The following is a 19,538-nucleotide window of genomic DNA, read 5'->3' as shown; positions in this document are numbered from 1 at the left end:
AGACATGCTGGCGAGTCAGCCACAGGACTCGAAGTCGGTGCCCGACACCGTTTCACACGAGCCGTATCCAGGGCGAGGCTTTCGGGGAGGCGGGGGCGAGCCGCGCGGTACGGCGGTCGGGGTAGATCACCGACCAGTTCTTCACGTGCATATCGGCATTGCCTATCAGCGCTTTGGATGTCAGGCGGCGGACGAATTCACTGGCATCGTCGTCATCATTAGGCGCGCTGAACGCCGGATGCTGGAGAGGTGTGCTCTGGGTCCGGAATAAGGTGTACACCGTGTGATCGGAATGCACCTTGAAAAGACTGGTGGCCAGGGGCGGAATCGAACCACCGACACGCGGATTTTCAATCCGCTGCTCTACCAACTGAGCTACCTGGCCATTTCGGGCGGGACGTTCGCGGGGTCGGGCCTGAAGGCCCTCCTACGCAGATGACCCGGCGCGTCCCGGGATAGCGAGCGGGGTATTACAACGGGCCGGCGGCGGGTAGTCAAGGGACGCGCGCCCGGCCATCGCTTGCCGGCCGTCGGGCCGCGGCTTAGGCTATCTCCATGTCCGACCTGAAGCGCATCGGGGTGGCCATCGAGGCCGATCTCCTCGAGGAATTCGACCGCCTGATCGAAGACCGCGGCTATCCCAGCCGTTCGGAGGCGTTCCGGGACATGATCCGGAGCGAGATCGGCCGGGAAGACGTGGAGACCGACGACGAAACCGCCGTGGTCGGCACGGTCACGCTGGTGTATTCCCACAGCCAGCGCCGCCTCGGCGACCGGCTCACGGCCATGCAGCACGAGGCGCACCACGCGGTCATCGCCACGCTGCACGTGCATCTGACCCACGAGTACTGCATGGAGGTGATCGTGCTGCGCGGCGCGGCGGGCCGTGTGCGGGCGCTGGCCGACGCGCTGATCGCGACCAAAGGTGTCCGCCACGGGCGACTGACCCTCACCGCCGCAGACTTCTGAGGGCAGGCGGCGAGCGCCGCGACGAAACCTGACTACGGGTTTTCCGTGTAGCACGAATATTCCTTGCGTGCTACCAATAAGATCTCGAATGAAAACGGTCTCCGCGACCGGCCCACCCGTTTCAAAGAGGGAGCACCCGATGAGAATACCCCTGGCGGCGTCCCTCGCCGCACTGGCCGTGGCTGTCTCCCCCGCCGCCTGGCCGGATAGCTCGTCGAGTCACGGCGCCGTCGCGGAGACTGCCCTCGAGGAGATCGTGGTCTACGGACGGTCCCGGGAGCTGATCGGCACCGCCGACACCGCCTCCGAAGGGCTGGTGGGCTACGACGACATCCAGCTGCCTCCTTTGCTGCGCGTGGGCGAGCTGGTGGAGGCGGTGCCCGGCATGGTGGCTACCCAGCATTCCGGCAGCGGCAAGGCCAACCAGTACTTCCTGCGCGGCTTCAACCTGGACCACGGAACGGATTTCTCGGTGAGCGCCGGGGGAGTGCCGCTGAACATGCCCACCCATGGCCACGGCCAGGGCTACCTCGACCTCAATTTCCTGATCCCGGAGCTGGTCGCCACCACTCGCTATCGAAAAGGTCCGTATGCAGCCGAAACGGGTGATTTCTCGTCGGCCGGCAGCGTGGAGTTCACGTTCTACGACGAACTGCCGGAGACGCTGGCGGGCCTCACGGCGGGCGAGCACGGCTACGGACGGGCGCTCGCGGCCGGCAGCAGCGACGTGGGCGGCGGTACGCTCACCACCGCATTCGACGCCACCGTCTACGACGGACCCTGGGAGCTGGAGGAGAACCTCGAGCAATACAAGGCCTACCTCGCCTATGCCTTCGATGTGGCCGGCGCCCGGGCGGAGCTGAACCTGCAGGCCTACGACAGCGAGTGGGATGCTACCGACCAGATCCCGCTGCGCGCGGTCGAGTCCGGCCTGATCGACCGCCTCGGCTTTCTCGACCCGGACCTGGGCGGTCAGACCGGGCGCTACGCCCTGACCGGTTCACTGGACTTCGGCACCTGGGAGGCCCGCGCGTATGTCGTCGACTACGACTTCACCCTGTACTCGAACTTCACCTATTTCCTGGACGACCCCGCGCAGGGCGACGAGTTCGAACAGCGCGACGACCGCACTCTCTACGGCGCGAGCCTCGAAGGCGGCAGGAGCGTGGACTTCGGCCGCCGGCTGGTGGAGTTCCGCTACGGCGCCGACCTGCGCTACGACGACATCGACGAGGTGGGCCTGTACGGCACGGCCGCGCGGGTGCGAACGGACGTGGTCCGCCAGGACGCCGTGGAGGAACTGGCCGCCGGCGTCTGGGGCGAGGCCGACGTCGAGCTCACCCGCTCCGTGCGCGCCATCCTGGGGCTGCGTGCCGACTACTATGACTGGCAGGTGGTCGCCTTTCGCGCGGTGAACAGCGGCTCCGGCGACGACTCGCTGGTGAGCCCGAAGCTCGGGCTGGCCTGGCGTATGTCGGACGCTCTCGAGGCCTACGCCAGCTGGGGCCGCGGCTTCCATTCCAACGACGTGCGCGGCGCCACCATCGTTATCGATCCCGCGAGCGGCGACCCGGTGGACCCCGTCGACGTGCTGGTGGAATCCGAGGGCGGCGAAGTCGGCCTGCGCTTCGAGCGGGGCACGCGCTTCAACGCCACGCTGGTCGGCTTCTGGCTGGAGCTCGACTCGGAGCTGGTATACGTGGGCGATGCCGGCACCACCGAGCCGAACGACGCCACCGAGCGCCTCGGCGTGGAGGCGTCCGCGTTCTGGCAGGCCAACGAGTGGCTGGCGGTGAACGCCGCCTGGACGGCCACGGATGCCGAGTTCAAGCGCGACCAGGGCGGCGGCCGGGAGATTCCCGGTGCGGTCGGCTCCACCTTCACGCTGGGACTGAACGCGGCCTGGGCCAACGGCTTCAGTGCGAGCGCCCGGGTGCGCTACCTGGACGACGCGCCGCTGGTGGAGGACGGCTCCGTGCGCAGCGAAGACTCGCTGCTGTTGAACGCCGGCGTGGCCTGGCGGCGCGGCACGGTGGAACTCAGGCTCGACGCGTTCAATCTGCTCGACTCGGAAGACGACGACATCGCCTATTTCTACGAATCTCGGCTGGCCGGCGAGATCGCGCCGGTTGGCGACCTTCATTTCCACCCGCTGGAGCCCCGCACCGTCCGCGCATCGGTCACAATGCACTGGCGCTAGCCGGATGACGGACAGGCCGGCCGGACAGGCCGGCTTGTTGCACACAGCTGTAACACTCGCTGCGGAGACTGTCCTGCGTCGCGTGTTTTTGACACCCTCGGGAGCGCCGCCTACCCTTAAGACTGGCCCCCGAGGAGCGACCGATGGCCTCCGTACCGGACGATATCCGCCCCGATTACGGGCAGGAATCATTGCCGCTGCACTACTCCCGGGTCCGGGCGCAGAGCCTTTCGCTGTGCGACACGCTGGCGCCGGAGGACTTCGTGGTGCAGTCCATGGCCGACGTGAGTCCCACGAAGTGGCACCTGGCCCACACCAGCTGGTTCTTCGAGCGCTTCGTGCTGCAGGAATATGTGCCGGACTACGTGCCCTTCCACGACGCCTACGACTATCTCTTCAACTCCTATTACTACACGGTCGGCCAGATGCACCGCCGTCCCGAGCGGGGACTGCTGTCCCGCCCGACGGTGCGCGAGATCATGAACTACCGCCGGCACGTGGACGAGGGCATGAACCGGCTGCTGGCGAAAAGGGGCGGGGAGGGAGAACTCGCATTTCTGGTAACGCTCGGCCTGCATCACGAGCAGCAGCACCAGGAGCTGATACTCACCGACATCAAGCACGTGTTCTCCTGCAACCCGATGAAGCCGGCGCTGAGCGACGAGCTGAAGAAGCCGCCCGCGGCAGCGGCGGACGGGATGCGTTGGGTGCCGGGACGTGAGGGTCAGCACGAGATCGGCGCCACGGGCCGGGGCTTCTGCTTCGACAACGAGACGCCGCGCCATACCGAACTGCTGCACCCCCACGAACTCGGCTCCCGCCTGATCACCAACCGCGAGTACCGCGAGTTCATCGAGGACGGCGGCTACCATCACGCGGATCTCTGGCTCTCGGACGGCTGGTCGCTGGTGCACGAGCAGGGCTGGAAGCGCCCGCTGTACTGGTCCCGCGACCTCGAGAGCGAGTTCACGCTGGGCGGCGAGCGGGAGATCGACCCGGATGCGCCGGTCACCCACGTCAGCTACTACGAGGCCGACGCCTTCGCCAGCTGGGCCGGCGCCCGGCTGCCCACCGAAGCAGAGTGGGAGACGGCGGCGGCCGGCGCCGAGGTAAAGGGCAACCTGATGGATTCGGGCTACTGGCACCCGGTGGCCGACCGCGATGACGGCGAAGGCCTGCACCAGCTGTTCGGCGACGTCTGGGAGTGGACCGCCTCGCCCTACACCGCGTACCCGGGCTTCCGGCCGCTGGCCGGCTCCCTCGGCGAGTACAACGGCAAGTTCATGTGCAACCAGATGGTCGTGCGCGGCGGCTCCTGCGCCACCGCCAGCGACCACATCCGCGCCAGCTACAGGAGCTTCTTCTATCCCGACGCGCGCTGGCAGTTCCTCGGATTCCGGCTGGCGAGGGACGCCGGCTGAGCACAACGAAGGATCACCTTGTGAGCACCGACGCAGCGCGGGCGGAAGACCTGACGGAACAGGATCTGTCCGAAAACCTGGAACTGGCGGAGCTTATCGAGGGGCTCTCCCGGCCGCAGAAACTGATCTCCCCGAAGTATTTCTACGACGAGCGCGGCTCGGAGCTGTTCGACGCCATCTGCGAACAGCCGGAGTACTACCCCACGCAGACCGAGATCGGCATCATGCGCGACAACATCGGCGAGATCGCGGATGCGGTCGGGCCGCGCGCCTCGGTGATCGAATTCGGCTCCGGCGCCAGCATCAAGATTCGCATCCTGCTCAGCCACCTGCACGACGTGGCCGCCTACGTGCCGGTGGACGTCTCGAAAGAGTTCCTGGTGAAGTCCGCCGACATCCTGGCCGCCGACTACCCGGAGCTCGAGATCCTGCCGGTGGCCGCCGACTTCACCAAGCCTTTCGACCTGCCATCGCCGAAGATCATGCCGGAGCGCAACCTGGTGTTCTTCCCCGGCTCCACCATCGGCAACTTCTGGCCCGATTCCGCGGTGTCGCTGATGAAGGTCATGCGCGAGGAGGCGCGGGACGGCGGCGCGCTGCTGATCGGTGTGGACCTGGTGAAAGACAAGGCGGTGCTGGAGCGCGCCTACAACGACGCCGCCGGCTACACCGAGCGGTTCAACCTGAACATGCTGGCGCACCTCAACCGGCGCTTCGGCGCAGACTTCGACCTCGCCGCCTTCCGCCACCGCGCCATCTACAACGAGCAGCTGGACCGTATCGAGATGCACCTGGTCAGCGAGCGCGACCAGACCATCCACGTGGGCGACGCGGCCATCCCCATGGCCGCCGGCGAGTACATCCTCTCCGAGTGCTCGCACAAGTACCGGCCGGAGACCTTCGCGCAGATGGCGGAACTGGCCGGCTTCCGGGTGGATCGGGTCTGGACCGACGCGGACGACCTGTTCAGCGTCCAGTACTGCACCGCCGTCTGATCGGCTTTCTTTCCTGGCCGCCGGCGGCATGTGGGAGGGGCTTTAGCCCCGATCCGCGCTTGAGTGAACCATACCCCAATCGGGCCTGAAGGCCCTCCCCCATTATTCTTTCGGGACGTAGCCCTCCGGCGCCTGCGACCCCTCCCCGAAGAAGAACTTCTCCATCTCCTTCTCCAGGAATTCCCGCGCCTTCGGCTCGATGGGGGTCAGGCGGTATTCGTTGATCAGCATGGTCTGGTGGGCGAGCCAGCGCTGCCAGGCCTGCTTGGAGACGTTCTGGTAGATGCGTTTGCCGAGTTCGCCGGGATAGGGGGCGTAGTCCAGCCCCTCCGCTTCCTGGCCGAGCACGACGCAGTTGACCGTACGGCTCATTGGATGCCTCGTTCGATGGGTTCCGGAAAGATGAACGCTTTATACCAGAGCGCCCGACGCGGACCCAAAATCGATCCGGCGCGCGGCCGGGCCACCTCAGCCGGCGGCCGTGCCCTCGCCGAGCAACCGCACTTCGCGCTGCGGGAACGGGATGCTGACGCCTTTGCGCTTCAGGGCCTGATACACGGCCATATTGGCCTCGTGCATGACCCCGAAATAGCGGTTGGTGGGCGCCCAGTAGCGGTAGTCGAGATCGATGGAGGAGTCGCCGAAGCCCGCGATGCCGATCTGCGGTGAAACCTCGCTCGAGACGCCGTCCACGCCGGCCAGCGCATCGGCGATGATGCCGATGGCCCGCTCGGGATCCTCGCTGTAGGCAATACCCACCCGGCCCTCGACCACGCGGTTGGCGAAGGAGTTGGTGTGGATCTCGCCGGTGATCTGCCGGTTCGGGATGACGATGCGCTCGCCGTCCTCGGTGAGCAGCACGGTGGTAGCCAGCGAGATGTCTTCGACCAGGCCGGAGCAGTCCTGGATGGTCACGGTGTCGCCCACCCGGTACATGCGCGTGAGGATGATCACCAGCCCGGCGCCGTAGTTGGCCACCGGCCCCTGCAGCGCGAAGCTGACGCCGACGGCCAGGCCGCCGATGGCGGCGATCAGCGGGGTGATGCTCACGCCGAGCTGGTTCATGGCGATGATCGCGAACAGCGCGATGACCGTGATGCGCACCGTGCTGGCGATGAACTGGCGCAGCGTCACGTCGACCTCGTGGCGCTCCTGCGCGCGCAGCACGATGCGGCCCACCCATCGCGCCACCAGGATGCCGACGATGATGACCAGCACCGCGCCGACGAGGCGGAACGAGTAGGTCACCATGAAGTTGACCACCAGTTCGTAGACCTGCTGGACCAAGTCCAGCTGCTGTCCCAGCTGTTTTTCGAGTTGTTCGTCCATCCTTCCCTTCCACTTCTCTCCGGCGACGGTTCAGCCGCCGAGGTCGCCCAGTCTGTCCAGCAGCCGCCGTACAGGGGCCGGCAACCCCAACTGTCCGTCGCCCGGCACATCCACCCAGCGCTCGTCGTCCGCGTCGCGTGCTGCGCCCGGCCGTTCGTCCAGCCGGATGAGGACCGGCCGCATGCGCAGATCATAATGGGTGAAGCTGTGTTCGACAGCCTCCCAGCGCTCCACGGCGGGGGGTTCCGCCCCCAGCCGCCGCCGGCACCAGTCCTCCGCCGTCTCCTCGTCACCGATCTCCGGCAGGCTCCAGAGACCCCCCCAGATGCCGGCATCGGGGCGGCGCTCCAGCAGCACCGCGCTGCCGTCCCAGGCCAGCGCGAACTCGGCGGTGCGGAGCCGGCGCGATTTCTGCGGCGGCCTGCGGCCCGGGAAGTCCGCCTGCCGGCCCAGCGCCAGTGCCCGACAATCCGCCCCCTGCGGGCAGCGCTCGCAGGCCGGGCGGCTGCGGGTACAGAGCGTCGCGCCGAGATCCATGATGGCCTGGGTGTAGTCGTCCACACGCTGCGATGGCGTGTGCCGCTCCGCCAGCTGCCAGAGCTCCTTCGCCACCGTCGTGCGTCCCGGCCAGCCATCCACCGCGTGGTAGCGGGCCAGCACGCGCTTGACGTTGCCGTCCAGGATCGGGTGGCGCTCGCCGAAGGAGAGCGCGAGGATGGCGCCGGCCGTGGAGCGGCCGATGCCGGGCAGGGCCTCCAGCGCCTCCGGCTCGCGCGGGAACTCGCCGCCGTGATCGGACGCGACCTCCCGCGCGGCGCGGTGCAGATTGCGCGCCCGGGCGTAGTAGCCGAGGCCGGACCAGAGCGCCAGCACGTCGTCGACCGAGGCGGCCGCGAGCGCCTCCACCGTCGGGAACCGCTCCATGAAGCGCTCGAAGTACGGGATGACCGTCTTCACCTGGGTCTGCTGCAGCATGATCTCCGAGACCCAGACCCGGTAGGGCACTGGATCGTGCTGCCAGGGCAGGTCGTGGCGGCCGTGGCGGTCGTACCAGTCGAGCAGCCTCTCGGCGAAGGGCGTCACGACGGCGGCTCCCGACCCTGTGCCAGTGCTTCGATGCGATTCAGCGCCTCGACGGCGTCGCTGCGGAAGGAGCGCTTCATGATGTACGGCCCTATCAGCGGCGGCACCCAGAAGCCGGGCTCCATCTCCATGCGGTAGTGCACCTCGGTGCCGGAGCCGGACGGGATGAACCGCCACTCGGTGCGGCCGTAGGCGAAGTCGCTGTGCTCGGGCTCCACCTCGGCGACGATCCGGCTGTGGGGCGTGAAGTGCAGCTCCTCGATGCGCTCGATGGTCTTGCAGAAGAACAGCACGCAGCCCTTCACCAGGGTGAACGCGCGGGGGGTGCCGTCGCTGGCGGGAGCGATGAAGCGAACGTCTTCGAAGATGCTGGAGATGCGCTCGAAGCGGTCGTAGTCGGACAGCACCCGGAACACGGCCTCGGGCGGCGCCTCGAAGTAGGTGCGCGAGGCCATGGTGTAACGCTCGCCGTCTTTCTCCACGCTCACGTCCAGCAGGTCCGCGCCGAGGGCGGGCGCGGCGGCCAGCGCGACCGAGGCTGCCAGAAGGACGATGGCGAGGGCCGCCGGGCTTCGGTCCTCAGCGCTCACCGAGCAGGTCTTTCAGTTTCTTCTTGAGCTGGTCCTCGACCGACTCTTCCTCTTCGGCGGGCTGCTCGTCTTGCGGAGTCAGGTTCTCGCCGTCGGCGGGCGCCGCCTCTTCTTCCGGCTCGATGCCGAGGCGCTCCAGCAGTTTTTTCTGCAGGCGCTCCTTCTCTTCCTCGATGCGGCCTTTCACCTCCTGGCGCAGCATGTCCTCGACGTCCGGGCGCACGGACGGGTCAGCCAGGCTGCCGGTGATACGGATCGGGATGACCGCCTCGGTGTATTCATCCAGCTCTTCCTCGCTGGCTCCGGCGATGAAGTCGGGACGCTCGAGTACCCGTGCGCGCACGCCGTAGTCCAGAGTGGCGGCGGCCAGGTCCACCGTGCCCGCGCCGGTGACGCGCAGAAACGGCAGCTCGGCGAACAGGTCGTCGTTCGTGAGTACGCCGTCGGCCACCTTGCCGGTGCCGCGGATGGTGGAGAACGGCGTGCGGGGTTCCGCGGACGGCTGCGGCGGCGTCTCGCGCCGGAATACGGCCCGCGCCCGGCGGATCTGGTACCAGAGATCCGTGCCCTCGAACGCGCCGTCGCTGAGTTCGAAGCCGACGTCGCCGCCCAGGTCCTGCCGGATCTCGGCCAGGTTGGCCCCGCTGCCGGCCAGCGTGAACCGGCCCTGCAGACTGCCGCTCAGCTTGTCCGTCTCGTAGAGTTCGCGGCCGAGGGCGGCGAGCTGCACGCCCTCCACCCGCTCGTCCACCGACAGGCGCGGCTTGCTGCCGCTGGCGTCGATGCGCACATCCCCGTTGTAGCCGCCCTCCAGCACGCGGGCGGCGATGGGGTGCAGCCGCACCCGGCCGTCCCCGGCGCTGACGCCGAGCTCGATCGTGCGGAAGGTGAGGCCGCCCAGCACCACCTCCGCGAACTTCAGCGTGCCCTCGGCGTCCAGCGAGCGGATGACGTCCACCGGGATCTCGGTGGCATCCAGGGCGGCGGTGTCGGCCTCGGCCGGCGCGTCGTCGGCGGGCGGCGCCAGGTAGCGGTCCAGGTCGATGCGGTCGCCCTCCAGCGCGAAGCGATAGGACGGCGCCTCGAAGCCGCGCATCGAAAAGTCGCCCTTCAGTTCGGTGTCGTCGAGGCGGGCGGTCATGGCGGAGAGGGCGACGCTGTCGTCGGTGAGGGCGACGTCGGCGGCGAAGGAGACGAGCTGCAGCACGGCCGGGTCGGCGGTGGGCGGCAGCGGCGTGCCCAGTGTGTCGGCCAGGTCCTTCGGCGAGAAGCGGGGCGCCTCGATGCGGCCCGAGAGCTGCAGCGCGTCGCCGACGGTGCCGGTGAGCTCAGCGTCGACGCGCAGGGAGGCTACCTCCAGCGCGCCGCCGTCGAGTTGCAGCGCCTGCTGCTCCGTCGCATAGGCCAGGCGCCGCGCGGACACGCCGAAATCGAAGGCCTCGAGCTCCGCGCCGGGATCGAGGCGGCCGTCCAGCAGCAGGCCGTCCAGCACGATGCGCCCGCCCGCGAGGTCCGCAGTGACGACGGTCGCGAGTTCGAACTCGCCACCCGGGCCCTCGGGCAGGGTGGCCAGCACGAAGCCGCCGTCGACGTCGAAGGGCAGGCCGGGCTCTATGGCGCCGGTGTTCAGCCCGAGTTCGGTGACCCGGTAATGGACTCCCACCGCCTCGTCCTGCCAGTCGATGGTCGCACCGGTGAGGCTGACGCCGGCGACCCGCAGCTGGCCGAGGCCCGTGCGCTCGTCTTCGGCGGCGGGCGCTTCGGCAGGCTCTTCGCCGGCGGCGGCCAGGTCGTCCCAGTTGGTGGTGCCGTCACCGGCGATGCGCAGATTGAGCACGAGCCCGTCCACGGAGGCCCGGCCGGCCTCGATGCTTCCCGTGATGAGCGGCCACAGCCGGATGGCGACGCTGGCTTCATCCAGTTCGGCGAAGGGCTCGGGGCCGAATCCCTCTGCATTGCCGAGCACGATGCGCCCGGTATCGACGCTCAGCCAGGGGAACAGGCCGAGCTCGAGGTCGCCCTCCAGCGTCAGCGAGCGCCCGGTGGCGGCCTCCACCTGCGCCGAGATCTCGTCCTTGTAGTCGTTCGGGTCGAACAGCAGCGCCACTGCCAGCACGACCACGACGAGGAGGCCGACGACGGCGGCAATGCCGATGAGGAGGAATTTCAGGAAGCGCCCCATTGCAGATCCTTCGCAGCGCGGGTGAGACGTCTAGATTAGCAAACCCCCGACCCGGCAGGCAGAGGCGGGTCGGGGGATTGGGTGGGGAGGGGATCGGGGTCGGGATCGGGATCGGGGATAAATCCCCTCCTACATCTTGCAGAGGTCTATGTCGCCGCTGAGGGTCTGCAGGCGGATCTCGCCGCGGCCCTCGCCGGCCGTGAAGCGCAGCTCGGAGCCCGGGGCGTAGCGGCTCTGGCGCTCGGGCTTCGGGCCGAAGCAGTTGTCGATGCTGCCGCTGAAGCTGGTCACGTCGATCTCGGCGTCGGGCTCGCCCGCGACGTCCAGCTCGATGTCGCCGCTGACGCTCTCCGCCTCGAAGCTGCCGTCGCGCTCCAGACTCACGGTGGCGATCACGTCGCCGGAGGTGGTCTCGAAGCGGGCACGGCTCACCCGGCTGTCGCTCACGATCACGTCGCCGCTCACCGACTGGGCGTCGAGTTCGCCGGCCAGCTCCTCGACCACCAGGTCGCCGCTGACGGCCGCCAGCCTCGCGCGGGACACCTCGCCGTGGCCTTCCACGCGGACGTCGCCGCTGACGGTCTCCGCGGTCACCGGCTCGCCCCAGACCTCGGTGCTCACGTCACCGCTGACGCTCTTCAGCCGCTGCTCGCCGCGCACGCCCTCGGCCTCGATATCCGCGCTGGTGCCCACCACGCTCAGACCCATGGCCGCCGGCATCTCGATGCGCAGCTCGGCCGAGGCCCGGCGATACGAGCGGAGCCTGTCCTGCACCTTCACCTCGATGGCGATCGCGCTGCCCTGCCGCTCGATCAGCACTTCCTCCACGTCGTCCTCCAGGACGCCGGTGATGCGGATGTCCTGGCGGTCCGAGCCCTCCACCTCGATGGAGCCGGCGGTATTGCTGATGCGCACTTCCTTCGCGCCGTCCAGGGCCACGGTGCGCTCGTACTGCCGATCGGCCTGCGCCGCCAGCGGCAGCGCGGCCAGCAGCAGCATTGTCAGTGTCTTCGCGATCATGGTCTGCGCATTCATAGGTCGGTCCTCCTCCTGGCCGGGCCGGCAAGGCCGTTCACCCGTGCCATCACATCCAGTTCTCTCTGATAGGTCTGCAGCATCAGTTCCTGCAGCAGTGGGTCGTCCGGGTTGTCCTGCAGGGCGGTGTCGATCTCCTCCAGGGCGCTCCTGATGGTCTCGATGTTGCGCACCACGATCTCGCGGTCTTCCGGCGCGAGCTGCGCGAGGCGCGCTTCGAGCAGGCTCAGGAGTTCCGCACGGGCCGCGCGGTACTCGGGGCCCGGCTCCACCGACGTCACGGCGGCTTTGCGCAGCCTGAGCTGCTGGCCCGCGGTATCCAGGCCGCGGTTGACCGTCGCCGGCGATTCGGCTGGCACGGTGGCCATGGGCACCGGGTCTTCCCCCACCGGCCCGTCACGAACGAGCAGCAGGGGCAGCAATGCGGCCGTGCCGAGCGCCGCGGCCACGGCACCCCACCACCAGCGGCGCGGGCCGGGACGCGCGTCCGCCTCTTCCAGCCGGGCCTCGATGCCGGGCCACAGGTCGCGCCCGGGCTCCACCGCCTTAGGCAGCGCGGCGATATGGCGATCCAGCTCCGCCTCTTCCCGTCTCCGCTGTTCTTCAGTCACTGGTCTGGTCCTCTGTAGGCGTCGGGCCGTCGCTCAGCCGCTCGGCGAGCAGCCGGCGGGCCCGGTGCAGTTGTGCCTTGCAGGTGCCGCTGGCGATGCCCAGCATCTCGCCCGCTTCCTCATGGGTGTAGCCGTATACGGTCAGCAGCACGAAGACGTGGCGCGCACCCTCCGGCAGCGTGGCGACGGCGGCTTCCAGGTCCCGCTGGTCGGCCGGGCTCTCGGCGACCGCGCCGGACTCCGCGCCGTCGTCCAGCGAGTCCTCCGGCCGCATCCTGCGCCGTCTCGCCAGCACCGCGTTCACCGCGATGCGGTGCAGCCATGTCCCGAACGCCGCGTCGCCGCGGAACTGGGCGAGCTTGCGCCAGGCCTGGATGAACGCCTCCTGCGCACAGTCCTCGGCCTCGGCCGGCTGGCCCGTCATGCGCAGGCACAGGCCGTATACCTGGCCGACGTGGGTGCGGTAGAGCTGCTCGAAGGCCCGGCGGTCGCCCTTGCGGGCGCGGCGGACGGCCAGATCGGCCGGTTCAGCGGTCACGGGCGGCTCTTCCCCGAGCGGTCGGGCAACCGGGAATTCGATGGCTGGCGCGGTCAATCGCCCAATCAATCTCCATGGCTCCTTTCATCCGTCGTTTGATCCTTCGATGCAGCGCCGTGGCCGGGGGTTTGAAGCCGTCGCGAAAAAAATCACGCCCATCGGCACCCGGCGGCTCTTTTGCTATGATCCTGCGATGCCGGTGGTCATAAACGATAACCCGAAAGCACCCGCGCACAGGGAGGGAGCATGAGCGAAGCCCACAGGTCGGGCGACACCCCGGAGCCCCTCGCTCGTCAGCTCCGCGTACTCTATATCGGCGACTACTCCCTCCCCGGCGGCAACATCCTGCAGATGCTGCGCCAGCTCGATGCCATCGACGGCATCCATCAGGCGAGCGACCCGTCCGGCATCCGCGACGAGGTCGCCCGCATCAATCCGGACATAGTAGTGCTCGACGTCGGCCTCACCGAGGCCGGTCGTCAGCGCCTGCGCCCGGCGTCTGCGATGGCGGAGCTGCCGGGCCTGCCGGTGATCGCCGTAACCGCGCGGGTGAACGAGCACCGGGGCATGTCGGCCGTGCAGCACGGCGCCCAGGATTATCTGTGCCTGGACGAGATCACCCCGGGCACGCTCGTCGAGGCCCTGCACTACGCGCTCGACCGGCACCAGTTCGTCCGTCGCATGCAGCGGCCGGAAGACGCGATGCGCACCATCCTGCACGGCATCAACGACGGCGTTATCGTGATCGACGAACACGGCGTGGTGATCTCCATCAACCCCGCCGGCCGCAGCATGCTCGGCCTGGGTCCGCGGGAACGGCCGACCCTGGCCTGGCATCGGCAGTTCTGTGCCAATGCGCCGGGCGTGGAGACGCCGTTGCCGGTGGAGGCCCGGCCTCTGCCGCGGGCGCTCGCCGGCGAGAAGTTCAGCGACATGGAAGCGTTGTACGAGACCGAGGGCCAGCCGCCGATGCTGCTGAGCCTCAGCGGGCGCGCACTCACTGATGCCGCCGGCCGGCGTGTGGGGGCGGTGGTTTCCTTCCGCGACGTGACCGACCGCCGGCAACGTGCCAGGCACCAGGAACGGACCTCCCTGTACGACCCGCTCACGGAATTGGCCGGCCGCGGTCTGTTCGGCGAGCAGCTAGGCCGGGCCATCAGTCGCGCCTCCCGGCACAAACGAGAGCTGGGCATTCTGTTCATCGACCTCGACCGCTTCCGGTCGGTCAACGACACGCTGGGTCACGACACCGGCGACCGCCTGCTGCAGGAGGTCGCCCTGAGGCTGGTGCGGGAACTGCGGGTGAGCGACCTCGTGGGACGCTGGAACGCCGACCAGTTCGTGATCTGCATCGAGGACGTGGACTCGCCCCAGGACGCTGCCACAGTGGGGCAGAAGCTCGTGCTGGCGCTGGAGGAGCAGTACTTCGTCGGCGGCAACGAGGTCTATCTGACGCCCAGCATCGGCATCGCCCTGTATCCGGAGGCGGGCAACAACGCCGCCGAGCTGGTGAAGGCGGCCGCGCTGGCAACCAGCCAGGCCAAGAGCCACGGCGGCGGACGCTTCCAGTTCCACTCCGCCGCGCTGAACCACAAGATCGCGGAGCGGGAAGAGCTGGAGGTGGGGCTGCGTCACGCCCTAGTGCGCCGGGAGCTGTTGCTGCACTACCAACCGCGCATCGACGTGCGCAACGGCCGGCTCATCGGCTTCGAGGCGCTGCTGCGCTGGCAGCATCCCCGCTTCGGCCTGCTGGCGCCCGAGCGCTTCCTGCCCATCCTCGAGTCCAGCGGGCTCATCCACTCGGTGGGCGAATGGATTGTCGCCAACGCCGCCGCGCAGCTGAAGGCCTGGCAGACCCAGTTCGACCTGCCGGACCTCACGGTGGCGGTGAATCTCTCGCCGGCACAGCTCGCGCGAGGACGCATCGTCGAATCGGTGGCGAAGGCGCTGGAAGACACCAACCTGGATCCGGGCTGCCTGGAACTGGAAATCATGGCCGCGGGCATGAATCACGGCCGCCGCATGCCTGCGCACATCATGGCCGAGCTGAATGCGCTCGGCGTGCGCATTTCCCTGGACCGATTCGGCACCCAGGATATCTCGTTCCGTTCGCTGGACAGCGGCGTGGTGGATACCTTCGTGATCGACCGCAGCCTCATCGCGGACCTGCAGGACAACGAGGATCACCAGCGTCTCGTGCGCGCCGCAATCGCCATGGCCCGCGGGCTGGATATCGAGGTGGCGGCGGAAGGGGTGGAGACCGCCGAGCAGCTGGACTTCCTGCGCGAGTGCAACTGCGACCTGGTACAGGGCTTCCTGTTCAGCCGCCCGATGCACCCCGAGAAGGCGTCGATGTTCCTGCGCGACGAGACCGTCGCCGCGCGACGCGTCTAGGGTCTTCCCGGCAAGAGACTTCCCGGAGTCAGCAGCCTGCCGTGTAGGCGTTCACCGTCGCCGGCACGCCGTCCGCCGTAGGCGGCAGATAGACCACGCCGCAGTCAAGCGCCGAGCGAGCATCCTCGTGCACCCACACGCCGTTGTTCTGCCGGAAGCCGCCGGGCCCGATCACGGCATCGGCGATCGCCTGCTCGGCCGGATAACCATGCACGAAGCGAAGTTCCTCGCCCTGGAACGTCAGTGTCTCGGGCCGGCCCGCGGCCGACCACACCCGGTGGGTGATCTCGGCCGAACTCCTCACCCCGTCGGCGAGCGAGACCACGGCCTGCTCCCGGGCCTCCCGGTCCAGCAGCGAGAAGCGCGGCACGGCCACCGCGGCCAGCATCGCGATGATCGCGACCACGATCAGCAATTCCAGTGCGGTGAGACCTTTCTGGGATTCCATATCCCCGCCTCCTCGATGCGGGCCGCGGCCCGGCTGAACATAACGACGGAGATTGGCCTGATGCCCGCGCCGTGTCTGTGACGCCGTTCAAGAATCAAGGTAGGAGGGCCTTGAGGCCCGATCCGCTGTGGGAGGGCCTTCAGGCCCGATTCCCTTCTTTCCTGGCCGCCCTGCGGGGGTATCCATCTTGCTCCCGACAAAAGGTCGTGGCGATGGATACCCCCGCATGACGGCCGTGCTCGCGGTGGCCGGGAGGATCCGCTAATCAGATACCGTGACTGATGAGTGCCAGACCTCACGGCTACGGGCCCGTCGGCGGCTGGGACGGGCCAACGCCAATAGAATGGGGAATCGGTTAGAATCTCCCGCCCCGTGAACCGCGAGCCCGCCAACCCATGGTCCGCCCGAATTCCGCGCTGTTTGCCTTCCTGTTCGCCATGCTGGCAGCCGGCTGCGGTAATGAGGCGCGCGAGACCGATGCCCGCCACGACAACGATGAACCCCGGAGCACCATGACTTCCACCCGACCCGCTTTCCGCATCAGCCCCGACAGCCCGCCGCCGGCCGCCGAGAAGCGTCCGGCGACCATCGAGCAGCACGGCGTCACCCGCACGGACGCCTACGCCTGGCTGCGGGATGCGAACTGGCAGGAGGTGCTGCGCGAGCCTTCGAAGCTGAGTGCCGATATCCGCAGCCACCTGGAGGCGGAGAACCGCCACTACGAGGACGCCACGGCGGATCTGGCCGGGCTGCGCGAGACCCTCGTCGCGGAGATGCGCGGTCGCATCAAGGAGGACGACAGCTCCGTGCCCCTGCCCGACGGCCCGTGGGCGTATTCCGTGCGTTTCCGGGACGGCGGGCAGTACCCGGTGTTCGTGCGCACGCCCCGCGAAGGCGGCGAAGAGACGGTGCTCTACGATGGCGACCGGGAAGGCGAAGGTGAGGACTTCTTCGACATCGGCAGCGTCGAGCACAGCCCTGACCATCAGTGGATCGCCTACAGCGCGGACCGCACCGGATCGGAGTACTACGACATCCGCGTGCGCAACATCGTCACGGGCGAGGAGTTCGACGAGACCATTACCTCCACCGACGGCGGCGCCGTCTGGTCTGCTGACTCGCGCTCCTTCTACTACATCGAGCGGGACGACCATCAGCGCCCGAAGCGGGTGAAGCATCACGTGCTCGGCAACGACCCGGCCGACGACCGGCTGGTCTACGAGGAACCGGACGACAGCTTCTTCCTCGACGTCTCGAAGAGCCTGAGCGGCGAGTACATCTTCATCACCTCCTCGAAGGTGACCTCCAGCGAGGCCCGTTTCCTGCGCGCCAACGCACCGCCGGGCACGGAGCCTGTACTGATCGCCCCGCGGCGGGACGACGAGATCTATGATCCCGAGCATCACGGCGAGTACTTCTACCTGCACACCAACGCGGACGGCGCCGTGGACTTCAAGATCGCGCGCACGCCCATCACCGACCCGGGCCGGCACAACTGGGAGGACTGGCTGCCCCACCGCCCCGGCACCTACCTGGTGGACTTCGTCGCTTTCGCCGACCGGCTGGTGCGCCTTGAGCGGGAGAACGCCCTGCCCCGCATCGTCATCACGGACTACGAGGGCGAGGTGAGCTATCCCGTCGACTTCGACGAGGCGGCCTATTCCCTCGGCCTGGAAGAGGGCTACGAGTTCTACGCGAAGACCGCGCGCTTCAGTTACGAATCCCCCGCCACGCCGGAACAGGTCTGGGACTTCGACATGTTCACCCGGGAGCGCACGCTCAGGAAGACCCAGGAGGTGCCGAGCGGCCATAGCCCGGAACTCTACGCGGTGGAGCGCATCTTCATCGAGGCGAGGGACGGCGCGGAGGTGCCGGTCACCATCCTCCGTCTGGCGAACACGCCCACCGACGGCAGCGCGCCGCTGGTGCTCTACGGCTACGGCAGCTACGGCCTGACCATGCCGGCGAACTTCTCCACCAGCACGCTGTCGCTGGTGGACCGCGGCATCGTCTATGCCATCGCTCACATCCGGGGAGGCGCGGCCAAAGGCAGGCAGTGGTACCTGGACGGCAAGCTCGGCAAGAAGATGAATACGTTCACGGATTTCGTCGACGTCGCCGAAGCGCTGCAGGAGCGCGGCTACGGCCGCAGGAACGAGACCGTCATCTACGGCGGCTCCGCCGGCGGCCTGCTGGTCGGCGCCGCGCTGAACCTGCGCCCCGACCTGTTCGGCGGCGTACTGGCGGCGGTGCCCTTCGTGGACGTGCTGAACACGATCTCGGACGAGACGCTGCCCCTGACACCGCCGGAGTGGTCGGAATGGGGCAACCCGGTCGCCGAGCGGGAGGCGTACGCAACCATCGCCGCCTACTCGCCCTACGACAACATCCGCGACGACGTCCCGTATCCGCCCGTGCTGGCTACGGGCGGCATCGCCGATTATCGGGTCACCTACTGGGAGCCGGCCAAGTGGGTGGCGCGGCTGCGTGACGAGGCGAAGGGCGGGCCGTTCTTCCTGCGCATGAACATGGAGGCCGGCCATCGTGGCTCGGCCGCGCGCTTCGAGAAGCTGGAGGAAAGGGCCCACGAGTATGCCTTCGCGCTGAAGCTGCTGGGGCTGACCGAGCGCGAGCCGGTGAGCCACGCCGGGGACTGATCAGCCGCCCCGGCCACCCACCCGGTTCGCCAGCGTGCCGATCCCCTCGATGGCAAGTTCGATCTCGTCGCCGGGGGCGAGCCAGCGGCCGTTCTCCATGGCGCAGCCGCCGGGCATTGTGCCGAGCCCGAATACCTCGCCCGGGTGCAGCCGCTCTGCACGGGAGACGTGCACCAGGATATCGGCGACGCCGTGCTGCAGATCCGCGTTGCGGCTCTCGACGATGCGCTCGCCGTTGATCCGGACCTCCCCCTTCACGGTGTCGATGCGGGGCAGGATGTCGTCAGCGGTGGCCACGCTGGCCGACAGCGCATTTACGAAGTGCTTGCACTTCTGCGGGCCGAAGCCGCTCTTCATCTCGTCGAGCTGCACGTCCCTCGCGCTGAAGTCGTTCAGGATCAGGAAGCCGCCGATGGCCGCTTCCGCTTCTTCCCGCGTCGCGTTCAGCAGCGGCTTCGTGATGACGAAGGCCAGTTCCAGTTCGTAGTCCAGCGCGTCGGTGTAGTCCGGCCAGTCGACAGTGGCGCCGTCGGTGACCACGTTCAGGTGGTTGGTCAGGTAGTAGACCGGCTGGCGGTACCAGAGCGGCTTCGGCTTCAGTGCCGGGAAGGTCCTGCCGGTGAGCTTCTCGTATCCGTTCACCATCTTCAGCAGCCCCGGCTTGAATCGCCGCAGGTAGCCGCGCGCCGCCTCCACCGCGTGGGTCTCGGACAGCATGAAGTCCCGCAACGAGGCCGGACGGAACGGCAGCAGCGGTTCGGCGCTCGCCGGCAGCGGCTGCCATTCGCCGCTGGCCAGCGCCTCCTCCGCGCGCACCTTCAGCTGCGGCCAACGGTCGAGCAGGGCGAGCATGTCGCCCGGCGCGTCTGGCGCGAGGTCGCCGACCGGCACCCAGGCGCCATCTTCGGCAGCCGCGGCAATAACAATGGTGTCGTCGATGCGGAAGCGCGCGAATCGCATGGCCACCGATTATCCCGGCTGCGGCGGCAAACACAAAACCCGGCGGCGGCCGGGTAGTTTCCCTGATTCCCGGGTGGCGCCGCCCGTGCCAGAGTCGGGGTGCAGAAAACTGGCTCGCCGGACACC

General features: G+C 68.3%; 18 protein-coding genes and 1 tRNA gene. 7 read left to right on the top strand and 12 right to left on the bottom strand.

Annotation, left to right across the window (positions count from 1 at the left end; translation table 11 throughout):
* Positions 1-52: 52 nt before the first annotated feature.
* Both ACJMKZ_RS10180 and ACJMKZ_RS10175 read right to left on the bottom strand, forming a co-directional pair.
* The gene (locus ACJMKZ_RS10180) at positions 53-280 is read right to left on the bottom strand and encodes a HipA domain-containing protein (RefSeq protein WP_405233171.1); all 228 of its coding nucleotides are present in this window, start codon (positions 278-280) and stop codon (positions 53-55) included.
* A 29-nt stretch (positions 281-309) separates the two neighbouring features.
* Positions 310-385, bottom strand: a tRNA-Phe gene (locus ACJMKZ_RS10175).
* Between the two features lie 170 nt (positions 386-555).
* Here ACJMKZ_RS10175 and nikR point away from each other — a divergent pair.
* The 4 genes from nikR (at position 556) to egtD (ending at position 5,585) form a co-directional block, all read left to right on the top strand.
* Positions 556-969 (top strand): nickel-responsive transcriptional regulator NikR, encoded by a 414-nt coding sequence (gene nikR, locus ACJMKZ_RS10170; RefSeq protein WP_405233073.1) that lies wholly within the window; start codon positions 556-558, stop codon positions 967-969.
* 139 nt (positions 970-1,108) lie between these two features.
* Positions 1,109-3,169 (top strand): TonB-dependent receptor, encoded by a 2,061-nt coding sequence (locus ACJMKZ_RS10165; RefSeq protein WP_405233072.1) that lies wholly within the window; start codon positions 1,109-1,111, stop codon positions 3,167-3,169.
* Between the two features lie 143 nt (positions 3,170-3,312).
* Entirely contained in the window at positions 3,313-4,590 is a 1,278-nt protein-coding gene (gene egtB / locus ACJMKZ_RS10160) for an ergothioneine biosynthesis protein EgtB (RefSeq protein WP_405233071.1), read from the top strand.
* Between the two features lie 20 nt (positions 4,591-4,610).
* The gene (gene egtD, locus ACJMKZ_RS10155; RefSeq protein WP_405233070.1) at positions 4,611-5,585 is read left to right on the top strand and encodes an L-histidine N(alpha)-methyltransferase; all 975 of its coding nucleotides are present in this window, start codon (positions 4,611-4,613) and stop codon (positions 5,583-5,585) included.
* A 102-nt stretch (positions 5,586-5,687) separates the two neighbouring features.
* On the opposite strand, the gene ACJMKZ_RS10150 is transcribed toward egtD, so the two are convergent.
* The 8 genes from ACJMKZ_RS10150 to ACJMKZ_RS10115 all read right to left on the bottom strand — a co-directional run bounded on the left by ACJMKZ_RS10150 (position 5,688) and on the right by ACJMKZ_RS10115 (position 12,953).
* A complete protein-coding gene (locus ACJMKZ_RS10150) occupies positions 5,688-5,957 on the bottom strand; it encodes an oxidative damage protection protein (RefSeq protein WP_405233069.1) in 270 nt (89 codons plus the stop codon).
* 96 nt (positions 5,958-6,053) lie between these two features.
* Positions 6,054-6,914: a mechanosensitive ion channel family protein gene (locus ACJMKZ_RS10145; RefSeq protein ID WP_405233068.1), complete on the bottom strand. Its 861-nt coding sequence runs from the start codon at positions 6,912-6,914 to the stop codon at positions 6,054-6,056.
* 30 nt (positions 6,915-6,944) lie between these two features.
* Positions 6,945-7,997, bottom strand: a complete 1,053-nt coding sequence (mutY, locus tag ACJMKZ_RS10140) for an A/G-specific adenine glycosylase (RefSeq protein WP_405233067.1) — start codon at positions 7,995-7,997, stop codon at positions 6,945-6,947.
* Positions 7,994-8,587, bottom strand: coding sequence for an SRPBCC family protein (locus ACJMKZ_RS10135; RefSeq protein WP_405233066.1), 594 nt, complete (start codon positions 8,585-8,587; stop codon positions 7,994-7,996). Before ACJMKZ_RS10135 ends, mutY begins: the two co-directional genes overlap by 4 nt.
* Positions 8,577-10,769 carry an AsmA family protein gene (locus ACJMKZ_RS10130; RefSeq protein WP_405233065.1) on the bottom strand — a complete coding sequence of 731 codons (2,193 nt, stop codon included), beginning with the start codon at positions 10,767-10,769 and terminating at the stop codon, positions 8,577-8,579. Before ACJMKZ_RS10130 ends, ACJMKZ_RS10135 begins: the two co-directional genes overlap by 11 nt.
* Positions 10,770-10,898: 129 nt before the next feature.
* Positions 10,899-11,804 carry a DUF4097 family beta strand repeat-containing protein gene (locus ACJMKZ_RS10125; protein WP_405233064.1) on the bottom strand — a complete coding sequence of 302 codons (906 nt, stop codon included), beginning with the start codon at positions 11,802-11,804 and terminating at the stop codon, positions 10,899-10,901.
* Positions 11,801-12,415: a hypothetical protein gene (locus ACJMKZ_RS10120; protein WP_405233063.1), complete on the bottom strand. Its 615-nt coding sequence runs from the start codon at positions 12,413-12,415 to the stop codon at positions 11,801-11,803. The genes ACJMKZ_RS10125 and ACJMKZ_RS10120 overlap by 4 nt, the downstream gene beginning before the upstream one ends.
* On the bottom strand, positions 12,408-12,953 hold the full coding sequence (locus tag ACJMKZ_RS10115; RefSeq protein WP_405233062.1) for an RNA polymerase sigma factor: 546 nt from the start codon (positions 12,951-12,953) through the stop codon (positions 12,408-12,410). Before ACJMKZ_RS10115 ends, ACJMKZ_RS10120 begins: the two co-directional genes overlap by 8 nt.
* Positions 12,954-12,993: 40 nt before the next feature.
* On the opposite strand from ACJMKZ_RS10115, the gene ACJMKZ_RS10110 reads away from it, so the two are divergent.
* Together ACJMKZ_RS10110 and ACJMKZ_RS10105 are read left to right on the top strand one after the other, a co-directional pair.
* Complete coding sequence (locus ACJMKZ_RS10110; RefSeq protein WP_405233061.1) at positions 12,994-13,203, top strand: hypothetical protein; 210 nt, start codon at positions 12,994-12,996, stop codon at positions 13,201-13,203.
* Positions 13,200-15,347: a putative bifunctional diguanylate cyclase/phosphodiesterase gene (locus tag ACJMKZ_RS10105; protein WP_405233060.1), complete on the top strand. Its 2,148-nt coding sequence runs from the start codon at positions 13,200-13,202 to the stop codon at positions 15,345-15,347. Before ACJMKZ_RS10110 ends, ACJMKZ_RS10105 begins: the two co-directional genes overlap by 4 nt.
* Before the next feature lie 28 nt (positions 15,348-15,375).
* On the opposite strand, the gene ACJMKZ_RS10100 is transcribed toward ACJMKZ_RS10105, so the two are convergent.
* Complete coding sequence (locus tag ACJMKZ_RS10100; protein WP_405233059.1) at positions 15,376-15,795, bottom strand: prepilin-type N-terminal cleavage/methylation domain-containing protein; 420 nt, start codon at positions 15,793-15,795, stop codon at positions 15,376-15,378.
* A gap of 395 nt (positions 15,796-16,190) precedes the next feature.
* Here ACJMKZ_RS10100 and ACJMKZ_RS10095 point away from each other — a divergent pair, with 395 nt between their 5' ends.
* The gene (locus ACJMKZ_RS10095) at positions 16,191-18,452 is read left to right on the top strand and encodes a S9 family peptidase (protein WP_405233057.1); all 2,262 of its coding nucleotides are present in this window, start codon (positions 16,191-16,193) and stop codon (positions 18,450-18,452) included.
* Here ACJMKZ_RS10095 and ACJMKZ_RS10090 read toward each other — a convergent pair whose 3' ends face one another.
* Positions 18,453-19,412 (bottom strand): fumarylacetoacetate hydrolase family protein, encoded by a 960-nt coding sequence (locus tag ACJMKZ_RS10090; protein WP_405233170.1) that lies wholly within the window; start codon positions 19,410-19,412, stop codon positions 18,453-18,455. It lies immediately after the preceding gene.
* Positions 19,413-19,538: the final 126 nt, after the last annotated feature.

Origin of the sequence: Lentisalinibacter salinarum (genome assembly GCF_040706555.1) — a bacterium.
Classification (GTDB): Bacteria; Pseudomonadota; Gammaproteobacteria; order Steroidobacterales; family Woeseiaceae; genus Lentisalinibacter; species Lentisalinibacter salinarum.
This window is presented reverse-complemented; position numbering and strand designations above follow the sequence as displayed.